Origin of the sequence: Shimia sp. R9_3, from assembly GCF_017743755.1 — a bacterium.
GTDB lineage: Bacteria > Pseudomonadota > Alphaproteobacteria > Rhodobacterales > Rhodobacteraceae > Shimia.
This window is the reverse complement of the sequence record NZ_JAGHRP010000003.1, coordinates 432,487-450,461: the sequence shown is the minus strand read 5'-3', so window position 1 is coordinate 450,461 and position 17,975 is coordinate 432,487. Positions and strand designations below refer to the sequence as shown.

Here is a 17,975-nt window from a genome sequence, read left to right as displayed (position 1 = left end):
CCGCCAAACAAATCAGTGATCCTCCAATGGCGTGACCACACTCAAGGGTGGCAGCTCCTTTGGCGGCGCTGGCGGTCGCTCTGGGTTACTGATTTTCGGGCGCACGCGGCGTGGCACAACACGGTTTTGCGACGCAGCTTCTGCGGTTGCCTGCTCTTCGTCTGGAGCATCCTCAATCGCACTGTCAGCATCGAGCGGATGTTCTTCATCCTGCAGCTTACCGCCTGAGTGGACTTCACTCCCTAAAGCGCTCTCAGGTTGTGTCAGCGCCACCAACGCTTGTACGATCTGCGCCACCAAATCGGCGCCACCGCTTGCTTTCCAAGCCTCTTCATCCTGCCCTGCATTCACTGCGTCTAATGTCGCAATCGGAAGTATGGCTGCAAAAAGCTCTTCTGTTTCCGCATTGAGCCGTGCAAGAACCCGCGCTCGATCACGCTCGGCACGCAATTTGTCATACTGTGTGACCACCAGATAGTTCGGCCCCTTTACGGCAGCGGAAACCTGCTCCCACAACGCCGCTTCCGACTGTCGCCAAGCCTGCGTTGCGTGCGTGCACCAAAGGACACAGTCTACCTCATCCAGCAACCCCATCCAGTCTTCGTGCTTCATGTTCGGATCGGAAATTCCGGGAATATCGATGAGATCACAGAGCTGAAGAATGTCCGCATCCATTGCTAGTTGGATCAACCGCGTCCCTTCAACCGGTGCTTCCGCAAACCCTTCCACTTCAAGAGCCTCCGAGGACCCATCTTCAAGAATACGGGTCGCGGCCTCAGTACCAAAAGTCACCCAAACAGGCGGAACACGTGTCGCAGTGATACGCACAGGCATTGGCTCTCCGCCAAGAAGGAGATTCATCAGCGTGCTCTTACCGGCACTGAATTCGCCCATCAAAGCAATCCGCGGCTTACGGTCAGCCACGGCGTCAGTCTGGGTCAGATGGTCGGAATTCGGCTGTGTCATGCGCAGTGTCCTTCAAGCCCAGTCCTGCTTTTATCTCGCAATTCCTCGAATTCCGTTATCAGCCGCTCAAGTTTTTCGCGTTTCTGGCCCTCTTCTCCGCTGTGGAACAGTTTCTGCAGGTCACCCCCGCGTGGGTCCACGCTAATTTCCTTCATGATGTCCCGGTGTTGCGCAAAGAAATCTTGCAAGGTGACCGCTGCCATCTCGCGCACTTGAGCAGTTTGAATTTCCTTGGACTGACGCATGAAATCCTCAGTCTCGCGCGCGATGAGGTTCTGGAACCGCTTGGCAAAAGCCTTGTGTCCGCGGATCCGGTTCCACCAGGAGATCCACCACCCATCATTGAAATCAAGCGCGATGGTTTGACCGAACGCAACCGGCGCAGGCATGTTTGGTAGGGCTGGTGGCGCCATCTGTATGCCCTGCACCGCGCTGCCAAACGCATCGGTATAGAGCATGGCAATATCCGTCATGGCCGCCTCAAACCGCCCCTCAGAGGCAGATCGTACGTTCGCACCAAACACGGTGTACGCGGATCTCAACAACATCCGCAGCCCAACCGGGTCGTAGTCCCAGACGATATGATTGCCATAGTTTTCCAAGTGACTCAGGAGGGATCGCAAGGCCCGGTCTATAAATTTGGCATGTGCTCGGTCCGCTCTCATATGAAACTCAGCAATCGCCGCGCCCAACTCCTTCTGAAACGCATCGGCATGGAAAGCCGTGAGTTTTTCAAAGGCCTGAATGGCATCATATGTCGTCAGCGTTTGCGCACGACTCCCGTCGCTTGAGATATTGACCATCCCAGCCGCCATTTGGCTGGTGGCAATCGTCAGCGCGGCACCTGTTGTTTTCTCAAGAAACGGCATGCCCTGCTCTTCTAATATCCTTTCGGAAACGGCGCGAAACAGCGCGCTCACACCTGAAAGCTCCCACACCATTTCGTTGGGATCAGTCTGGCTGTATTGCGGGTCAAGCGCGACTTCGGCCCACTCAAACAGCGCCCGGCTCGACACCTCAGGCATTCCCTCAATGCTGCCGGTCAGCACCTTGTTGGCCCAATAGGCGCTGCCAAAGAGAATTTGCGCGTTTTCAGGCCCCTGCTTGTCGCGCAGCGTTTGCCGAATGCTCGCTTCGATCTCGGGGATCTGCTGTGCAGGATTGGAGAGTTCGTCAATGCGGTTCACAAAGATCAGAACATTGCGCGATTTAAGGTTCGAAATCAGGCGGATGAGGCCCATGTCCACGGATGTCAGAGCCTGCCCCGCAGACAATACAACCACGCACATCTTGCTGTCGCGAATAGCCTGAATGGTGACCTGCTCACGCATCATAAAGGTGTCATTCACACCTGGCGTATCCCGCAGGCACAAGGACACCGGCACGGTTTCACAATTCAGGAACAGATCAGCAGAGGAGACAATATCAGCAAAGCGCCCTTGATCGGCCTGCGCGTCATCTTCTACGCCAAAGTCATCTCCCATTACGATATAACGCTCGAGCAGATTTTTGTCGAAATAGCCGTAGTCATGGGTTTCCCCGAGCAGCAAATCAAACTTCTTACCAAGACGGTTTTGCGCTTTGCTCCGCACCTTCTCGATTTGCTCGCCGATCTTTTTGAGCTCACTCTCAGCACCCGCACGGCTGGCCATCTCGCCAATCCGTCCACCCTGATTGAGGAGTCGGTCCCAATCCGTTTCCTTCATGAAACGAAAGGACGCACCGGTTTCAGATGGTTTGGAAGCTGGTTTCAAATGCAACGACGTTACAACAGAGGTCCAGGGGTTCACATCAGACGGTAGGAGATCGGACCAGCCTGCCAAAGCGTTGACCAGCGTTGTTTTGCCGGATTTGACCTGCCCCAGCACAGTGATCGTAGGTTCGAACCCGGCAATATCTTTACGCAAACGCTCCACCGCACGTGTTGCGTTGTCTCCGGTCATTTGCGACAGGTCTCTCAGCAGCTCATCCAAAGCGCAAAGATTTGCACCGAAATTTTCCAGCGTTTCCAGCCCAGATCGCAGGTTTACAAGCCGTTTTGGAGCGCGCACCTCGGTTTCAGGGGCCTGTCTCAGTTGAAAGTTCATGCCTGTGCCCTCGCTCCGATTTCTTTTTTCAGCTGCAACATCAGGAAGATCGCGTCCTCGGCAGCAGTGGGACCTTGCTCCACTTGCAACAGCATCAGCATGTCTTCCCCATCTCTCGCGTCATCAAGCAGAGACGCAAAATCAGCGCTTTGCCCAACCTGAGGTTCCAATGTCCCCACAATCTCACGCACCGCATTTGTGCATTGCTGCAGCACGATCTTGGCATCTGGCGTCTTGCCTTCATCCAGCTCTGCCATGAGACCCTTAGCAAAAGAGACCAGTTGCCCCTGCAACTGCTCCAGCATCTCTGCCTGCTGTTCAGCCGCCGGATCCAAAATCTCGGTTGAGCGGGTCGGCGCGTCAAACGAGACCTTAGCAGCGCTCGCACTTTCAGACGCCAATTGCGCGAGCAACAAAGCCGCACGATCCAGCTCGGCCGCTCTGCCGGAATTCACCTGTGCCTGAACCGCTTCAAACAAATCTTTTCCGCCTGACGCTTCCCAAAGCTCCGGCTGTTCGCTTTCAGGCATTCGTGCCTTCAGCCCGTGCAGCGCGGCTACAGGATAGAGGCCAAGGAATTCATCCTCAGTGACGGCTTCGAGATCCGCGATTTTCTGGGCCAGATCACCTTTCATGATCTGGCGGTCCGCTTTCGTCAGAGCGAGCACACTATGATCTTTGACCGCATCCGGCGCCTTTGCCCAAATGCCTTGCTCTGCCTCATCAAACGCCTCGCTACACCAGATAAACACCTGCCCTTTTTGCAACGCATAATCGAACAACTCCGCCTGTTGACTTACGTCTTCCGGCAGGCTCACTTCGCAAAAGCTGTGTGTTTTTAGCAACAAGTGCGGCAGTGTGACGATCAGACGGCGCGCATCTCCCGTAAATACTTGATTGCTCTCGAAGGACTGCACCGTGCCATCATTCCACTCCACAGATACTTGCCTGGTCTCTTCGTAGGAAACTTCGGTCACAGATGCCTGCGGCAAGCTACCCAATAGGTCCTCACCCAGCATCATATTCACAACAGAAGATTTCCCACTACCAGGTCTTCCGAGCAGCACAACGCGCACCGCATCGGATAGATGATTGATCAGTTGAGCGCCGATGGCTTGATGCCGTCCACCAATGCGGCCCTGATCAAGCGCTTCTCGCAACTCCTGCACAACGCGTTGCTGTTGACCCCTCATGCGTTTCTCACCTTCCGCGAAAGACTTAAGACAGTGTGTACACGGCCGGCGCGCGCCGTCCGGTCGATATGCATGACTTCGCTGGCCACTTGGCTCTCATCTTTTGAGCGGTCCTCAACATCACATACCTCCGCATCTTCACCAAGTTTGCGCGCAAGCATGGCCTCGCGGCTTCGCACCTTGATCAAACAAATCGAAAGGTTGTCCTGTTCAGGATCTCCAGCTGCATGGACGGCCTGCATAAGAGCCGCGCCGATTTGCTGGCTGGAGGCACCGCTTTGATCGCTCAATACCTTACTGATTTGCTTCTCTGTCAGGGAGAGAAGCCCATCGCTGGCAGCCAGCAATATGTCCCCTTCCTGCAACCGCATCGGCTCCGTGCGGTAGTCGACCTTGGCAATTTGCCCGCCAGACATCACCGAAATCAGGCAGCTGCGGTCTGGGTGGTTCAGAGCTTCTTCCAATGGGATGACCCCGCGCGCATGAAGCTCATCTATTTGCGCCGCGTAAGAGTGATCTTCGTTCAGCCGGAAAAGCCGCCCACCTCTAAACAAAAACAGAGGTGAATCCCCAATCGACACCCAATACAGACGATTGCCAAAGAGGATCGGCGCCACAAGGGTTGCCCCCATCCCGCGCGCGTTCGGATTCTCTTTTTCATAGAGCCGAATGCAGTCATTGGCGCCCACCACTGCGGCCTGCAAAGCATCACCGATGTTGGCTTCTAGTGCCTCTGGATTTTCAGCGAGCATTTTCAGCTCGCTAAACAGTTCTGTCACCACGATGCCGCTGGCCACATCGCCTGAGGCGTGGCCTCCCATCCCGTCAGACAGAACGGCAAAGCCAAGAGGCGCCCCAAGAGGAAAATCGGCAATCACCGCATCCTCCTGACGCTCGCGCTTACCGATATTCAGACCGGTTACGACATCAAAGCAAACATCATCCAAATTGGGCATGTCCAGGAACTTCCATATCTTGGCCCACCCAAGAGAATTCTTCGCCACACAGCGCCACAAAGCGGAGAGTGGTTTCGCCGATGCGGATCACGCTGTTGGTCGCCAAATCTTCTGTGCTCAGAACGGGGCGGCCGTTCAGACGCACCAGATTGGCCTTGCCGCCATGCCCAAAGAAGAACCGGCGTTGCTCGCCATCAAAAGCAATGGCCGCATGATTTTCGCGAGAGATTGTATTGTCGCCAAAATCCAATCGGACTGTCTGGCCTTCGCCACGGCCGATTTGGGTCAGCCCGTCAAACAAAGCAAAAGACGCGCCTCTTCCGGGGCCATCGACCACAACAAGCCATCCAACCGGGAATTGCGCCTGCACCGCCGGGGCCGCTTCACGCGATTGGGTCATGGGATCATGAACTGTGCTTTGTGGACCGCTAAACCCGAGCAAGCGCGTTTTGACACGCCCTTTGGAACCACGACCGCCACCGGTGCGATGCGCAGTCACCGAAGCCTGCAAGGGAGCCATTTCCGCAGAAGTTTTTTGTTCGGACACAGTTGGAGCCTGATGCGCTCCTACAGCATTCCGAGAGCTATCCAGGGAAGAGCGCTCCATAGATGGCATCTCTGCCACTGATTCCGCCGCAGGAACAACGACATCTTCTGCGGTTTTCTGCTGTACGCGCACTGGCTCTTCTTCCGCAGGCTGGGCAAACGACGGTGTCGGCGCAGTCGACGGTTTCTGCGCCGCCCAATTGAACGCATCGGCCTCAACCAATTTAGGCATCTCGCTTGGCTGCGAAACGCTATCTTCAACATCGGGAAAAACGTCAGGCTCAACGGTTTCAGGGCTCAAACCTGCTGAAACCCCTTCCATAACGGGCGCGGCCTCCTGAGGCTCCTGTGCCGGGGTCTGGACACTTCCTTGAACCATAGAAGATTGCGGGCCCAGCGCATCAGCAATGGATGAGAAATCAATAGAAGGCTCCTCCGAGGGAGCCTCGAACTCATCTGCCGCTGGAGTCGCCTCAGGGGCATCAAAAAAGGCGCCATGTTCCAGCTCGGCCTCCGTTGAGGACAACTCTTCTTCCACCAACTCCTGCTCTGGTGAGAGGTCTGTGCGATCCTCTTCTCTCAAGCGCAGCGGATAGCGCAGTGCTGAGGCATCACCACTGCCGGCGGCCTGCGTCTTTTCATTGATGATATCTCGAATGAACCTCATGTGCTGTTCCTTCAGGTTTGGAAAATACGGGTTTCGGGGACGTCATGACGTGCTCTAAAGCGGTCGCAAAAACGATGAAACAAAGAGGCTTTGCCTGACTTATTCCTTGGAGCTTTCCGTCCACCAACGGCGGCAGTCAGCATATCGCCATGTTTCAACAGCGCTTCGGACTGTCGCGCGCGCGCGCTGCATAGTTTGTCTTGCTCAGCCAGATAGGCCTCAACGTCCTCAATCGGATCGCCAAAGACATCGACATACTGCTTTTGCTTCTGAGGTTTCGGCGCTATCGGCTGGTCAATTTTCCGCTGCGCTTTGAGCGAGTGCGGCAAGCCAGGTTGCAGCACTCGATTTGTATCACTCACAAGATCTTTGATGACCCCAACCACTGCAGGATCAAACGCGGCCAAAGGTTTGGGAACCGGCCCATCCATCACACTGATCCAGTCATCCGCGCTCCGCAGACGCTCTGTAGCGTCCAACGTCAACGCACGATCTGTCGCGATCAACAGCCGAATATCCAGATCAGAGTTTGTCGTTTCCAACGCCGCGTAAGGATCACCCTGATCGGCCTCGATCATCTCAGCCCGGGTCTGCGCATCCGGCGGGGGATCCCCCACAAACATCAGATGACAGAGCGCTCCTAGCGAGTAGATGTCACTATATGATCCCTGACTGCCCTCTGCCGAATAGAACTCAGGCGGGGAATAGCCGTCCTTCACCGCCAACATCCGACGCTTTTGACCGTCGTCGTGTTCACTAGAAGCATAAGCCGCACCAAAATCGATCAAAGTGACTTGGCCTGTCTCGCTGAGAATGAGATTGTCTGGCGCAATGTCACGATGCAAAATGCCTCGATCATGCAAATACCGAAGCGCGTCTAAAACCTGCCGCAAAACGCTGTCTATGGTGCTCCGGGTCAACCGCCCAGGTGCCCGTTCGACCAGATCCAGCAGGTCAACGCCCTCGACAAAATCCATTGCTGTGTAAGCCGTGCCATTTTCCGCAAAGGTCTGGTGGACACCGACGATCCCCGGATGATCGAGTTCCGCGAGACGCAGGGCCTCTTCTTGAAATTGCTCCAAAACGGCGCTGAAATACTGGGTATCTTGCGCCTCAAACGGCTGCACAAAGATCCCATTTCGCCCACAAATCTGAGACGGGAAACATTCTTTTATGACCACCGTGCGGTTCAGGCTGTCATGCGCCAAATAAGTAAGCCCAAAGCCGCCCTGACCAAGCGGGCGAATGATCTTGTACTGACCACGCAGTAACTCGGTGCCTGACGCCAACGCAGCATATATTTCTTCAGCGTCGTGCATGCACGCTCATCCCCTTGGTTCCTGTGGCTGTTGGCTCAGAAATGCGAGTGCAGATCCCCAGCGACAGGGCCAAGTTGTGAACGAAATGTGTTTTGATCGTGTCATCACCGCGCAATGGGTGTGACACTCCATTCAGGTTTGATGCGAATATTTAGAGGCTAGCTCAAAAGCCGCCCAAAGGGAGAGTATACCCCTGTCGCCGCCCTCAAAGGTGGAACTCACAAAAGGGAGCGTTAGCAAACACCTAACAGGACTATTAAAATCGCGTCAAACGCTAGTCACAGCTTCTTTAGAAGCGCGTCCTGAACCCGAACAGAATGGCCGTTTCACGCTCTCCGGCGATGTTGCCCCGATTCTGAGCATGCGCGAGTGACACCCCAAAATTCGTATGATCGGTGAGCGGCCGCACATAATTCAGCGCGATCCGCATTTCACGCTCTTCTGGCGCCAGATTAATCGCAACACTTCGGGTCGTGGCAACACCATTGGCGGATAGCACCGGCAAAGCAACGGAGGTGGAGCCAGATGAGATCGCCGCAGGCAACGACACCGCCACACTCAGCCGGTCATTGTGTGCCCACACCCCATGATGGGACAATCTGAGCGCTCCGGCATTCATCAGAACGTCCGCAGCTTGACCAAGGCCAGAGTTCTCCTCGCCCAAGGCATAGCCGAACTCAAAACTAAGCTGCGCCGCCTCAGTGATATCCGCGGACAAGGCCATATCCACTGCAAAGATCGAAGAGTTGGTGCCGCCATTCCAATCCGACAGGAGAGTTGCTGTGTCATCGCCGTAGGTCGCACTGACGTGCAAGCTGGCAAGGCCCAGATCAAACCCGCGCGTGACGCCAAACCCCATATTGTCTTGGCCGTCGCCGGTCGATTGGAAAAGCCGAATATCCAGGTCTGTGTTGTTTGTAAAAAGCAGGATGCTTCGCCGATCCCCGAAGAACGCAGCGCCACCAGACTGGCGCATCTCGATCCGGTCAAAAGCTGCGATATCAGCGAGCGAAAACAGCGGTGCCGACTGGCGCTCCGCCACGAATTGCGCGGCGTTTACCACAAAGTTGGCAGACAACGCATCGCGGCTGACAAGGTCGACATTGCGCAGCGCCCGCGAAACAGCATCCCCGCTCGCGCCACCAGCCACAACGAGGGGCTTATCCATCTTGAGGACAGTGCCATTCCCTGTCGTGACGGTGGATTGTCCAATCGGCAAAAGCGCCGCGCCGACATTGAGAAACCCATGTCCCCATTCGCTGCTATAGGCGTGCTCAAAACCGGGGACCAGCTCCACGGTGCCATCTTGGGAAAAGCCGTCAAACTCGTTGTCGGCGGTGGCGAGCAGCCGAACACGCAGCTCTTTGTTTGTCATCGTTGGAAAGGCTTCTGCCAACAGCGCCAGTGCCCCTGCCACGGTGGGTGCCGCAAAAGAAGTGCCGGTGCCAAACCCATAGCTGCTCGTTGAACTCGCGTTGGCACCTGTCCAACTGCCATTGGCGGAAATACACCAGGCTGCCGCTTCAAGGCAGGCTCCGGACACGCGCTCTGCTGCCACGATGTCGTCTCCGTTCAAGACTGGCACACCGTTGACCACTGCAATCCAGCTGCCCTGCAAAGAAGGCTCAAAAATAGGAAGCCCTGGAAGCAAACCTACATTTGAAATTGTGGAGTCATTGGAGATCGAAAACAACACAATCCCGTCTTGGGCATACCGCGACAACGCATCCACGTAATCAGACCCCGCTGAGGTACTCACAAGACTATTGTAGTTCGATAGGCTCGCGCGACGGCTGGCAAATCCCCAGGAATTGTTCAGGGCGACCGCACCCGCGCTACGGGCGGCATTCGCTGTCTCGGTCAGTTGCTCAAATGTATCGAAGCTCCCGAAGATCACATCAGCCTCAGGTGCAACACCAATCATATCTGAGGAATTCCCTGTGGCGACCGACGCCACAAACGTCCCATGATCATCCACAGACAGGCTGGATCCTGTCGTTATCGATTTGCCGGAGAAGGCCTCATGTGAGGTCAGGAACCCATTGTCCGAGAAGGCGATGATCTGGCCTGCCCCAGTGAGCCCGGCGGCATGAGCATAGTGAATGCCTGCCGTTTCGATAGGATTGCCCTTCAGCTCAACATCGATACCCGCATCCAGGCGGTTATTGCCATTCCGATCCACATAAACACCCGCAGGAGCATTTTGCAGGCGGTAGCGCGCATCGCGGGTCAAAAGCCGATTGGCAGTGCCGCGCACCGCGTCCAGATTGTCAATGAAGGACGCAAGCAATGTCGGGTTGTTTGTGAAGGGGAGCGAAGCGCCAGATCCCGCACTTCCCCCGCCACTGGTGCTGGAGGAGTCGTCCTCTCCGCCACCACATCCGGCCACGAGTGCCGGTAGCAAAGCAAATGCGATCAGTTTGGACGTGGATATTTTCACTTTGCTCGACCTTCAGTTCAGTAAAATCTGCCGCGCAACAATGCGCCAAAAAAACTAGCCAATGCTTAAACAGAAATACAATCTTAAGATGATCAAAAATCACCATGTGTGGACTTCATGCACATGCTGGCCAACGTCCTAAAATCGCACATTTCCGACCAAAGCGCGATTGACAGGCTACAGGTTGTGGTCCGACCCTGACGATATGCTCCGCTTCGCTCTTTCCTTCTGTCTGATCACCTCAGCCGCCGCAGCTCAAAATCAATGCCCCGAAGACGCCATGATCGTATTTGACGGCTCTGGCTCTATGGCTGAGATGGGCTTTAACAACATCTCAGAGCCGCGCATCTTCGAAGCCCGCCGCGCAATCAAACGGGCAGTCCCCGACATCGCCCTAACGCGCCGCCTAGGCTTGATTGTCTATGGCCCCGGCGGAGAAAACGCCTGCACCGGCCTTGATCTCCGCTTTCCTCCGACGAAGGATGCGGCAGGACCTGTCATCACAGCCATCGAACGCTTGCAGCCCGCTGGCGAAACGGCGATTGCTGACGCAGTGAGCCTTGCGGCCAAGACACTCAATGGCAAGGGCACAATTGTTCTTGTGACCGACGGGAAAGAAACCTGCGGAGGCGCGCCATGCCAAGTGGCTGCCGAATTGGCCGCAACCACTGATCTCACTGTGCATGTCATCGGTTTTAAAGTGCGGGGGGATCGGTTTAGCTGGGCCGAAGACAGTGACTACGACCAAAAAATCAGCGTGGCACAGTGCTTGTCAGAGCGCACAGGCGGATACTATGTCGGGACCGAAACCGTCGATGAATTGGTGAGCGCGCTGCAACGCACACTTGGGTGTCCGCTGCTGTTCTGAATGCGCACGAAATGCCAGAACACTACTTCACCTCTGCGCCCCGCCACCGGCGCGCGCGGGTCTCCCCCGTCTGAACCAGCAAATACTCGATCAGCAACATCACCGCCACGAAGCTCAAGGAATAGGCCATCACATGCGCTGTCTCAAAGAGCTGGAAATAGAGATGGATCTGAAATCCAACACCGTTCCCTCGCCCCAAAAATTCGACCACCAACACGATCTTCCAGATCATCGCCAAACCGTTGCGCACGGATGTCGAGACATAGGGTGCCAACTGCGGCCAAATCACATGGCGTAACCTCTTCCACAATGACATGCGAAACACCTGCGCCATCTCCGCAATCGCACGGTCTCGCGCCAGCACGCCTTCGCGTATGGTCACAATCACCATCGCCGTCTTGTTCACGGATACCGCCAAAATGGCTGCAAACTCGTTCAAACCCAACCAGAGGTAGGCCAGAACGATCACCACCAAAGCAGGCAGGTTCAAGAACACGACCACCCATGGGTCAGCCCATTGGTTCAACCGCGGCATCAGCCCCAGTGCTATCCCGATCACGGTGCCAAAGAACATGGCGCATGTGAAAGCTGCTGCCACACGCAGGAGCGTTGCGCTCATGTGGTGCCACAAATCGCCGGCACTGGCCTCCGCCACCGTCACCTTCATCACCTCCACGGGGGATGGCAGGACCGTTGGATCCGCCATCCCCAAGGCGCAAGCCCACCAAAGTGTCATCAACGCGCAAAGCGAAATCGCCACCACGACGGGACGTCGCGCGGTGCCTGATGCGCCTGCGTTTTGAAAAGCCTTCGCCATAGGTGCCATCCAGTCCAGAAAGGGCGCCGCTTTGGAATTTAGACAAAGGTCGCATTTAGAGTTGTCCCACCAGAGTTTAGCGTCTCCGACATGCGGGTTCTCGTCACAATTTTCATGCTACTGGTTACCGCCGCTCAGGCCGAAGTTCTAACCAAGGAAGAGCTCTCGGAACTTGTTATTCCCCCTTACAGTCTGGGCGATCAGGTGAATGACAAAGGACTGTGGGAGCTCGATAATTCAGGTGGTCAGCACGCGGGCTACATCTTTGAAACAGAGCCACTCGCCCCTCTGCCCGGTTTCGCCGGCGCGCCAATCAACGTGTTGGTGACGCTCGACCTTGAGGGCAACTATCTAGATATGCGGCTCTTGCAGCACAACGAGCCTATATTTGTGTCTGGTCTCGGCAATGCGGCTTTTCACAAGTTCTTTGAGCAATACCGCGGCCACAACATCGCATCCTCTCTTGTGGTTGGCACACCCTATGGCGATGCAGGAAGCGCAAGTGGTTCACTGGTCTACCTTGATGGGGTGACCAAGGCGACGGCAAGCGTGCGGATCGCCCATGAATCCATTCTGGCGGCAACCACACAAATTGCGCGCGAGAAAATGCAGGGTGTCGCCGCCGGTCCGCCCGCCCATCCAACACCGGATTATGTCGAAGATCTGTCTTGGAACGATCTGGTTGAACAGCGCCTCGCTCAGCGCTTTCTGGTCACCAACGCCGAAATCGAAGCTGTGTTTGAAGGCACCCTCTGGGCCGATGACGATCCTGAAGCGCAAGATGATCCTGATGGTGCCTATCTTGACCTCTGGATCGTCGATGTTGGCCCTCCTTCAATCGCGCGCGCAGTTCTGGACGAAGACACTTTTACAGAGCTTCAGGGGTTTCTTGAAATCTCCGACTTTGACGAACCCCTGCTACTGCTGGAAGCGGGCCGCCATGGGTTGGTTTCAGAAGACTTCATCCGCAATACCTCGCCAGACTGGCTGTCAGCGGAGCAATTTGGCCTACCGGTCGCCCTGCGCGATAGTGACCTGTTCGTCGATCTCCACCGTGATGTGCCCGATCACCTGCACGATGCCACCGCGATGATCCTGCGCACGGACAGACGGCTTGGCTTCGACCCCACTTCAGAATGGCAACTTAATGTGCTGGCGTTGCGCGAACACGGCTCTTTCATGCCGCAAATCGGCAGCGAAACACTCTCTGTCACACATTCCACCGACGTACGCTTCTTCACGCGCCCCGAAGTCCCCAAGCCGTTGCCGCCATGGCGCGAAGCACTTCGCAATCGGCAGACCGACCTTATTGTTCTTGGCCTCAGCCTCATCGCCCTGTTCGCCGCTCTGTTTTCCAAAATGCACGCGCTCGCCAGCTGGCGCTGGTTCACCCCGGCGCGACTGACCTTTCTCGCCGTAATGACTGGCTTCGTGGGGTTCTGGGGACAAGGACAGCTGTCAATTGTCACTGTCATCGGAGTGCTGCGCACCGCTTGGGAAGGAGGCGCTTACGCCTTTCTGCTCTACGACCCCTTCTCGCTTCTGGTTTGGGGCGCGGCAATTGTCGGGTTTATCCTCTGGGGGCGTGCTCTTTTCTGCGGCTGGCTTTGCCCCTTTGGCGCGTTACAGGAATTCGCGCACCACATTGGCCGCGCATTACGCCTACCGGAAATTGAACCCTCAACCCTCTGGGACAAACGCCTAAAAGCTCTAAAATATGTCATTCTTGCCAGCTTGGTGGGGTTGATAGTCTTATCCCCTCAACACATCGACAAAGCCGCAGAAGTCGAGCCGTTCAAAACTGCAATCACCACCTTCTTCATTCGCGAATGGTACTACGTCGCCTACGCAGTCGGGCTGCTGTTGCTCTCAACCGTGCTCTTCAAAGGCTTCTGCCGCTATGTCTGCCCATTGGGGGCCTTCATGGCGATTGGCGGCCTTCTGCGCGGACGCGACTGGATTGCGCGCCGCGAAGAATGCGGCTCCCCCTGCCAACTCTGCAAAGTACGCTGCAACTACAAATCCATCGCCCCCAAAGGACAGATCCAATATTCAGAGTGCTTCGGCTGTTTGGATTGCGTAACCATCCACGACGACGCTCAGACGTGTGTGCCACTGGTCCTCGCCGCACGGTCACGCGAACGCATGTCCGCATGACGCGGCGCTCGAATGCACTGAACCCCTAGCGTTCAGGCGGCAAATGGGTCAGCCCATAGCCCGCAAAGATCTCTGCGATCCGCCCATCCTGCAAGGCCGCATAAATCGCATCATCAACCGAATAGCTAAGCGGTCGATAGCGGAAGTTCACGCCCAGCCCGATGGTCCATTTGCCAACAGCAAATCCCGGCAACGGCGGCTGATGCACACCGACCCCGTCGCCTGCTCCGTATTCCAGCTGCGCCAGCGGCCCCATCGCCGCCATCACCTCACCGGCCTGTAGTGCCGCCATAGCCTCGGTCATAGAGGGAAAGCGGTGGATTTTATCGCCACCGCCCCGACCGCCAATCAGGCTCGTCAGGTAGAAGTCTGCAATCGAGTCATTTTCGACCGCCACAGTGTCAAATCGGAAATATGCCGGAACCGGCTTGTCCTCGGGATATTTAGCCTCATCATAAGCAATCGCAATCGTTTCCGAGGCATACTGCCCTGTGAACACCACCTGCTCGACGCGGCAGGTGAATTCGCTGTCATAAGGCACACGCAACATCACATTGGAAACTGCGCCCCCGACAATTGGCCCCTTCCACAACGTGTTGCGCAGATCAGCCTCAAGGTTTTCATCAGGCGACACAAATTTGAACCTGGCTTTGACGCCGAGGTCCTCAGCGATCAGCTCGCCTATCTTGATATCAATCCCGGCTGGTGCACCATTTTCCTCAAAGGAATAGGGCGGGAAATCCTCGTAAACCGCGAACTCGATCCATCCCCGCTCCTGAATGGTGTCCAGATCTACGCCCACAATATCCCGGCTCGCGTTTTGCGGCTTGGGTTGGGGGACATGGTTCTCACAACGTGCCTGCGCTAGCCCAGGAAAGGCCAGCGCTGCGCATATCAAAACATGGGAGTATTTCTTCACTTACTGTGCCGCCGATAGTCCGATGGTGAGTGCTTCATGAGCACTCTTGACGTCAACGGCCTCTGCCGCAAGATATTTTGCCGCCCGAAACGGCGCACTGTCGGCCACCGGCGCCCCTGAGCCCGTTTCAACACCAGAAGCAATCTGCGCCAGTTCCACCTGCAACGCACTGACATCTCCCGCACCACCAGTCTCAATCGATACCAGCGCGTCTCGAATTTCCTTAAGCCTTGGCGTCACATCATCAAGCGCGCCATCGTCAGGGCGGGCTTCAATATAGGTCCGGATTGCCCAGGCCGCTTTCTGCCCCAGCAACTCGTCAAAAGCAGGCATCTTGGTGATCCCGTTCTGCGTATAGCCATACCGGAACCGCTCCACGTACCATTCATCCCCGTATTCTTCGGCTTCCAGATAGCGCAAATCCGGAGCCAAACCGCCAGAAATCACCTCCAGGCCATGACAGCGCGCACAATTCTGATTGTAGCCTGACGCCCCAATCCGCACGGCCTCAGACCACACCTCTTCGCCCATGGCCCGATACGGATTTTCGATCAGCCATTCGGCACCCACATCCGGCAATGCCTCCGTGTTCACCGGCTGCGGGGCCACATCTCCATGCCCAAAAACAGACGTTGCGCTCAGCGCCACCACTGAAATTGCCATCACAACCCGATTTGCCATGAGACCCTCCATAGACAGTTTACACAAGTTGCTCATGTTCTAGAGCGGGGTTTGGGCACGCGGCTATTAGACCAAAGTTTCGTTTAGGCACCTCTTTCGACTAAAGTCCTATGGTGCAGCAAATGCGTCTAGATAGCCTGCAGCCATGAGTATTTTGAAACCCATTGCTTTTGGAGCGCTGCTAGCCTTTGGAATGAGCGCTGCCGCCTCGGCCGAGATCAATGTGAATATGCACTATCTCAAGGTCGAACGAGAGTTGCCCCCGACCTTATCAAACCTTGATCCTGTGCCAGAAGACCTTGGTGTTTCCGGAGCAGAGGTGGCGCTCAAAGACAATGCCACCACCGGTCGCTTTCTCGGTCATGACTACGCCTTGGAAACCACCGAGGTCTATCTGGGAGAAGACCCGCTCGCCAGCGCGAAGCAGGCTCTTGAAACAACCCCTCTCCTCCTCATCGACGCCCCAGCAGAGATCGTGATGGCAATTGCTGATCTGCCCGAAGCACAATCCGCGCTGCTTTTTAACGTCGCGGCCCCTGACAATCCGCTTCGTCGCGAAAACTGTCGCCGCAATGTGCTGCACACCGCACCCAGCCTCGCCATGCGCACCGATGCATTGGCACAGTTCTTCGTCAAACGCCGCTGGGACCGGCTCGCATTGATCGAAGGTACCTATGCGCAGGATCAGGCCTATGCAAACGCGCTGCGTGAAAGCCTTACCAAATTTGGCCTCGAACTGCGATCAACAAAGACCTGGGCCTTCGACGCTGACATGCGCCGCAATGCAGCTCAAGAGGTGCCCCTCTTCACACAAGAACTGAAAGACCATGATGTTCTGCTCGTGGCTGATGAGATTCATGATTTTAGCCGTTACATCGCTTTCAACACTTGGGAACCACGCCCAATTGCCGGCTCAGAAGGCATGACCGCCACCGCTTGGGCACCCGTGGTAGAGCAATGGGGGGCTGCCCAGCTCCAGTCGCGGTTTGAAAAAACGGCCGAGCGTGAAATGCTCCCCCGAGATTACGCAGCCTGGGCAGCTGTGCGCGCGATTGGGGAGGCTGTTACTCGCACCAGCTCCGCAGACTTACAAACCCTACGCACGTTTATTCTCAGCCCCGAGTTTGAATTGGCGGGTTTCAAGGGGCGCCCCCTGTCCTTCCGCCCGTGGAACGGCCAGCTGCGCCAACCGATCCCGCTGACACATCCCCGCGCCTTGGTGGCCATGGCGCCACTTGAAGGCTTCCTGCACCCTGTCTCCGAGCTCGACACTTTGGGGCAGGACCAGCCCGAAACCACTTGCACGGCTTTTGAATAGGAGGCCCGCCATGCCTTTGCTGTCCAACATCACCAAAACAACCGCCTTGGCCCTTTGCCTTGCGCTGCCTTTCAGCCATGCACAGGCCGAAGAGATTTGGATCTCCAACGAAAAGGACGACACGATATCGGTCATAGATGTCGCCACTCTAGAGGTCGTCCGCACCATCGAAACCGGAGAGCGCCCCCGCGGTATCACCTTCAGCCATGACCACAAGGTCCTCTACATCTGCGCCTCAGACAGCGATGCTGTTCAGGTGATGGACCCTGAAACCGGAAAGATCCTGCACGACCTGCCTTCTGGTGAGGACCCGGAACAGTTCGTGCTGCACCCAGACAACCGCCACCTCTATATCGCGAACGAAGACGACGCGATCACAACAGTGGTGGACGTAGAGACCCGTAAGGTTGTAGCCCAAATTGATGTGGGGATCGAACCCGAAGGCATGGCTGTCTCACCCGACGGCAAATACGCCATCACCACGTCAGAAACGACAAATATGGCGCATTGGATAGATACTGAAACTCAGGAACTCGTGGCCAATACCCTTGTCGATTCACGCCCCCGTCATGCCGAATTTGCGGCTGGCGGCTCCGAACTTTGGGTAAGTGCTGAGATTGGGGGCACCCTCTCTGTCTTTGACGTGGAGAGTAAAGCCGAGAAGGCCAAAATCGAGTTCGAAGTACAAGGCGTTCATCCGGACCGCGTGCAGCCTGTTGGCTTTGAATTTACCGGCGACGAAAAAACAGCCTTCGTCGCGCTTGGCCCTTCCAATCACGTCGCCGTCGTGAATGCCGAAACCTTCGAGGTTGAAGAGTACATTCTGGTTGGACGTCGTGTCTGGCACTTGGCTTTCAACACGGACAAATCTCTCTTGTTCACGACAAACGGTGTCTCCGGCGATGTGACCGTGATTGACGTAGCCGAGCGCGCCGCAGTTAAGACCATCAAGGTCGGTCGCTTCCCTTGGGGCGCGGCACTGCGTCCCTAAGCAAAAAACCGACAATGCACCGACATGATAACACCGCGATAACGACGCAA

General features: G+C 56.1%; 14 protein-coding genes. 4 read left to right on the top strand and 10 right to left on the bottom strand.

Going from position 1 to position 17,975, the window contains the following annotated elements:
* Nucleotides 1–12 precede the first annotated feature (12 nt).
* The 7 genes from J7412_RS11030 to J7412_RS11000 all read right to left on the bottom strand — a co-directional run bounded on the left by J7412_RS11030 (nucleotide 13) and on the right by J7412_RS11000 (nucleotide 10,174).
* The gene (locus tag J7412_RS11030; RefSeq protein ID WP_209078679.1) at nucleotides 13–966 is read right to left on the bottom strand and encodes a dynamin family protein; all 954 of its coding nucleotides are present in this window, start codon (nucleotides 964–966) and stop codon (nucleotides 13–15) included.
* The gene (locus tag J7412_RS11025; protein WP_209078678.1) at nucleotides 963–3,053 is read right to left on the bottom strand and encodes a dynamin family protein; all 2,091 of its coding nucleotides are present in this window, start codon (nucleotides 3,051–3,053) and stop codon (nucleotides 963–965) included. The genes J7412_RS11030 and J7412_RS11025 overlap by 4 nt, the downstream gene beginning before the upstream one ends.
* Nucleotides 3,050–4,246: a hypothetical protein gene (locus tag J7412_RS11020; RefSeq protein WP_209078677.1), complete on the bottom strand. Its 1,197-nt coding sequence runs from the start codon at nucleotides 4,244–4,246 to the stop codon at nucleotides 3,050–3,052. Before J7412_RS11020 ends, J7412_RS11025 begins: the two co-directional genes overlap by 4 nt.
* Entirely contained in the window at nucleotides 4,243–5,202 is a 960-nt protein-coding gene (locus tag J7412_RS11015; protein WP_209078676.1) for a protein phosphatase 2C domain-containing protein, read from the bottom strand. Before J7412_RS11015 ends, J7412_RS11020 begins: the two co-directional genes overlap by 4 nt.
* A complete protein-coding gene (locus J7412_RS21855; RefSeq protein ID WP_247743870.1) occupies nucleotides 5,186–6,415 on the bottom strand; it encodes an FHA domain-containing protein in 1,230 nt (409 codons plus the stop codon). Before J7412_RS21855 ends, J7412_RS11015 begins: the two co-directional genes overlap by 17 nt.
* An 11-nt stretch (nucleotides 6,416–6,426) precedes the next feature.
* Nucleotides 6,427–7,734, bottom strand: coding sequence for a serine/threonine-protein kinase (locus J7412_RS11005; RefSeq protein WP_209078675.1), 1,308 nt, complete (start codon nucleotides 7,732–7,734; stop codon nucleotides 6,427–6,429).
* Nucleotides 7,735–8,023: 289 nt separating this feature from the next.
* Nucleotides 8,024–10,174 carry a S8 family peptidase gene (locus tag J7412_RS11000; RefSeq protein WP_209078674.1) on the bottom strand — a complete coding sequence of 717 codons (2,151 nt, stop codon included), beginning with the start codon at nucleotides 10,172–10,174 and terminating at the stop codon, nucleotides 8,024–8,026.
* A 280-nt stretch (nucleotides 10,175–10,454) separates the two neighbouring features.
* On the opposite strand from J7412_RS11000, the gene J7412_RS10995 reads away from it, so the two are divergent.
* Entirely contained in the window at nucleotides 10,455–11,042 is a 588-nt protein-coding gene (locus tag J7412_RS10995) for a VWA domain-containing protein (protein ID WP_209078673.1), read from the top strand.
* A 22-nt stretch (nucleotides 11,043–11,064) separates the two neighbouring features.
* Here the strand turns inward: J7412_RS10995 and J7412_RS10990 are convergent, their stop codons facing one another.
* Nucleotides 11,065–11,859 carry an ABC transporter permease gene (locus J7412_RS10990; RefSeq protein ID WP_209078672.1) on the bottom strand — a complete coding sequence of 265 codons (795 nt, stop codon included), beginning with the start codon at nucleotides 11,857–11,859 and terminating at the stop codon, nucleotides 11,065–11,067.
* 114 nt (nucleotides 11,860–11,973) lie between these two features.
* On the opposite strand from J7412_RS10990, the gene J7412_RS10985 reads away from it, so the two are divergent.
* Nucleotides 11,974–14,016, top strand: coding sequence for a NosR/NirI family protein (locus tag J7412_RS10985; protein WP_247743869.1), 2,043 nt, complete (start codon nucleotides 11,974–11,976; stop codon nucleotides 14,014–14,016).
* Between the two features lie 25 nt (nucleotides 14,017–14,041).
* On the opposite strand, the gene J7412_RS10980 is transcribed toward J7412_RS10985, so the two are convergent.
* Both J7412_RS10980 and pedF read right to left on the bottom strand, forming a co-directional pair.
* On the bottom strand, nucleotides 14,042–14,914 hold the full coding sequence (locus J7412_RS10980) for a transporter substrate-binding domain-containing protein (protein ID WP_247743893.1): 873 nt from the start codon (nucleotides 14,912–14,914) through the stop codon (nucleotides 14,042–14,044).
* Between the two features lie 21 nt (nucleotides 14,915–14,935).
* Entirely contained in the window at nucleotides 14,936–15,598 is a 663-nt protein-coding gene (gene pedF, locus J7412_RS10975) for a cytochrome c-550 PedF (protein ID WP_247743892.1), read from the bottom strand.
* 163 nt (nucleotides 15,599–15,761) lie between these two features.
* Here pedF and J7412_RS10970 point away from each other — a divergent pair, with 163 nt between their 5' ends.
* Nucleotides 15,762–16,934, top strand: a complete 1,173-nt coding sequence (locus tag J7412_RS10970; RefSeq protein WP_209078668.1) for an ABC transporter substrate-binding protein — start codon at nucleotides 15,762–15,764, stop codon at nucleotides 16,932–16,934.
* A 10-nt stretch (nucleotides 16,935–16,944) separates the two neighbouring features.
* Nucleotides 16,945–17,925 (top strand): YVTN family beta-propeller repeat protein, encoded by a 981-nt coding sequence (locus J7412_RS10965; RefSeq protein WP_209078667.1) that lies wholly within the window; start codon nucleotides 16,945–16,947, stop codon nucleotides 17,923–17,925.
* The last annotated feature ends 50 nt before the right edge of the window (nucleotides 17,926–17,975 follow it).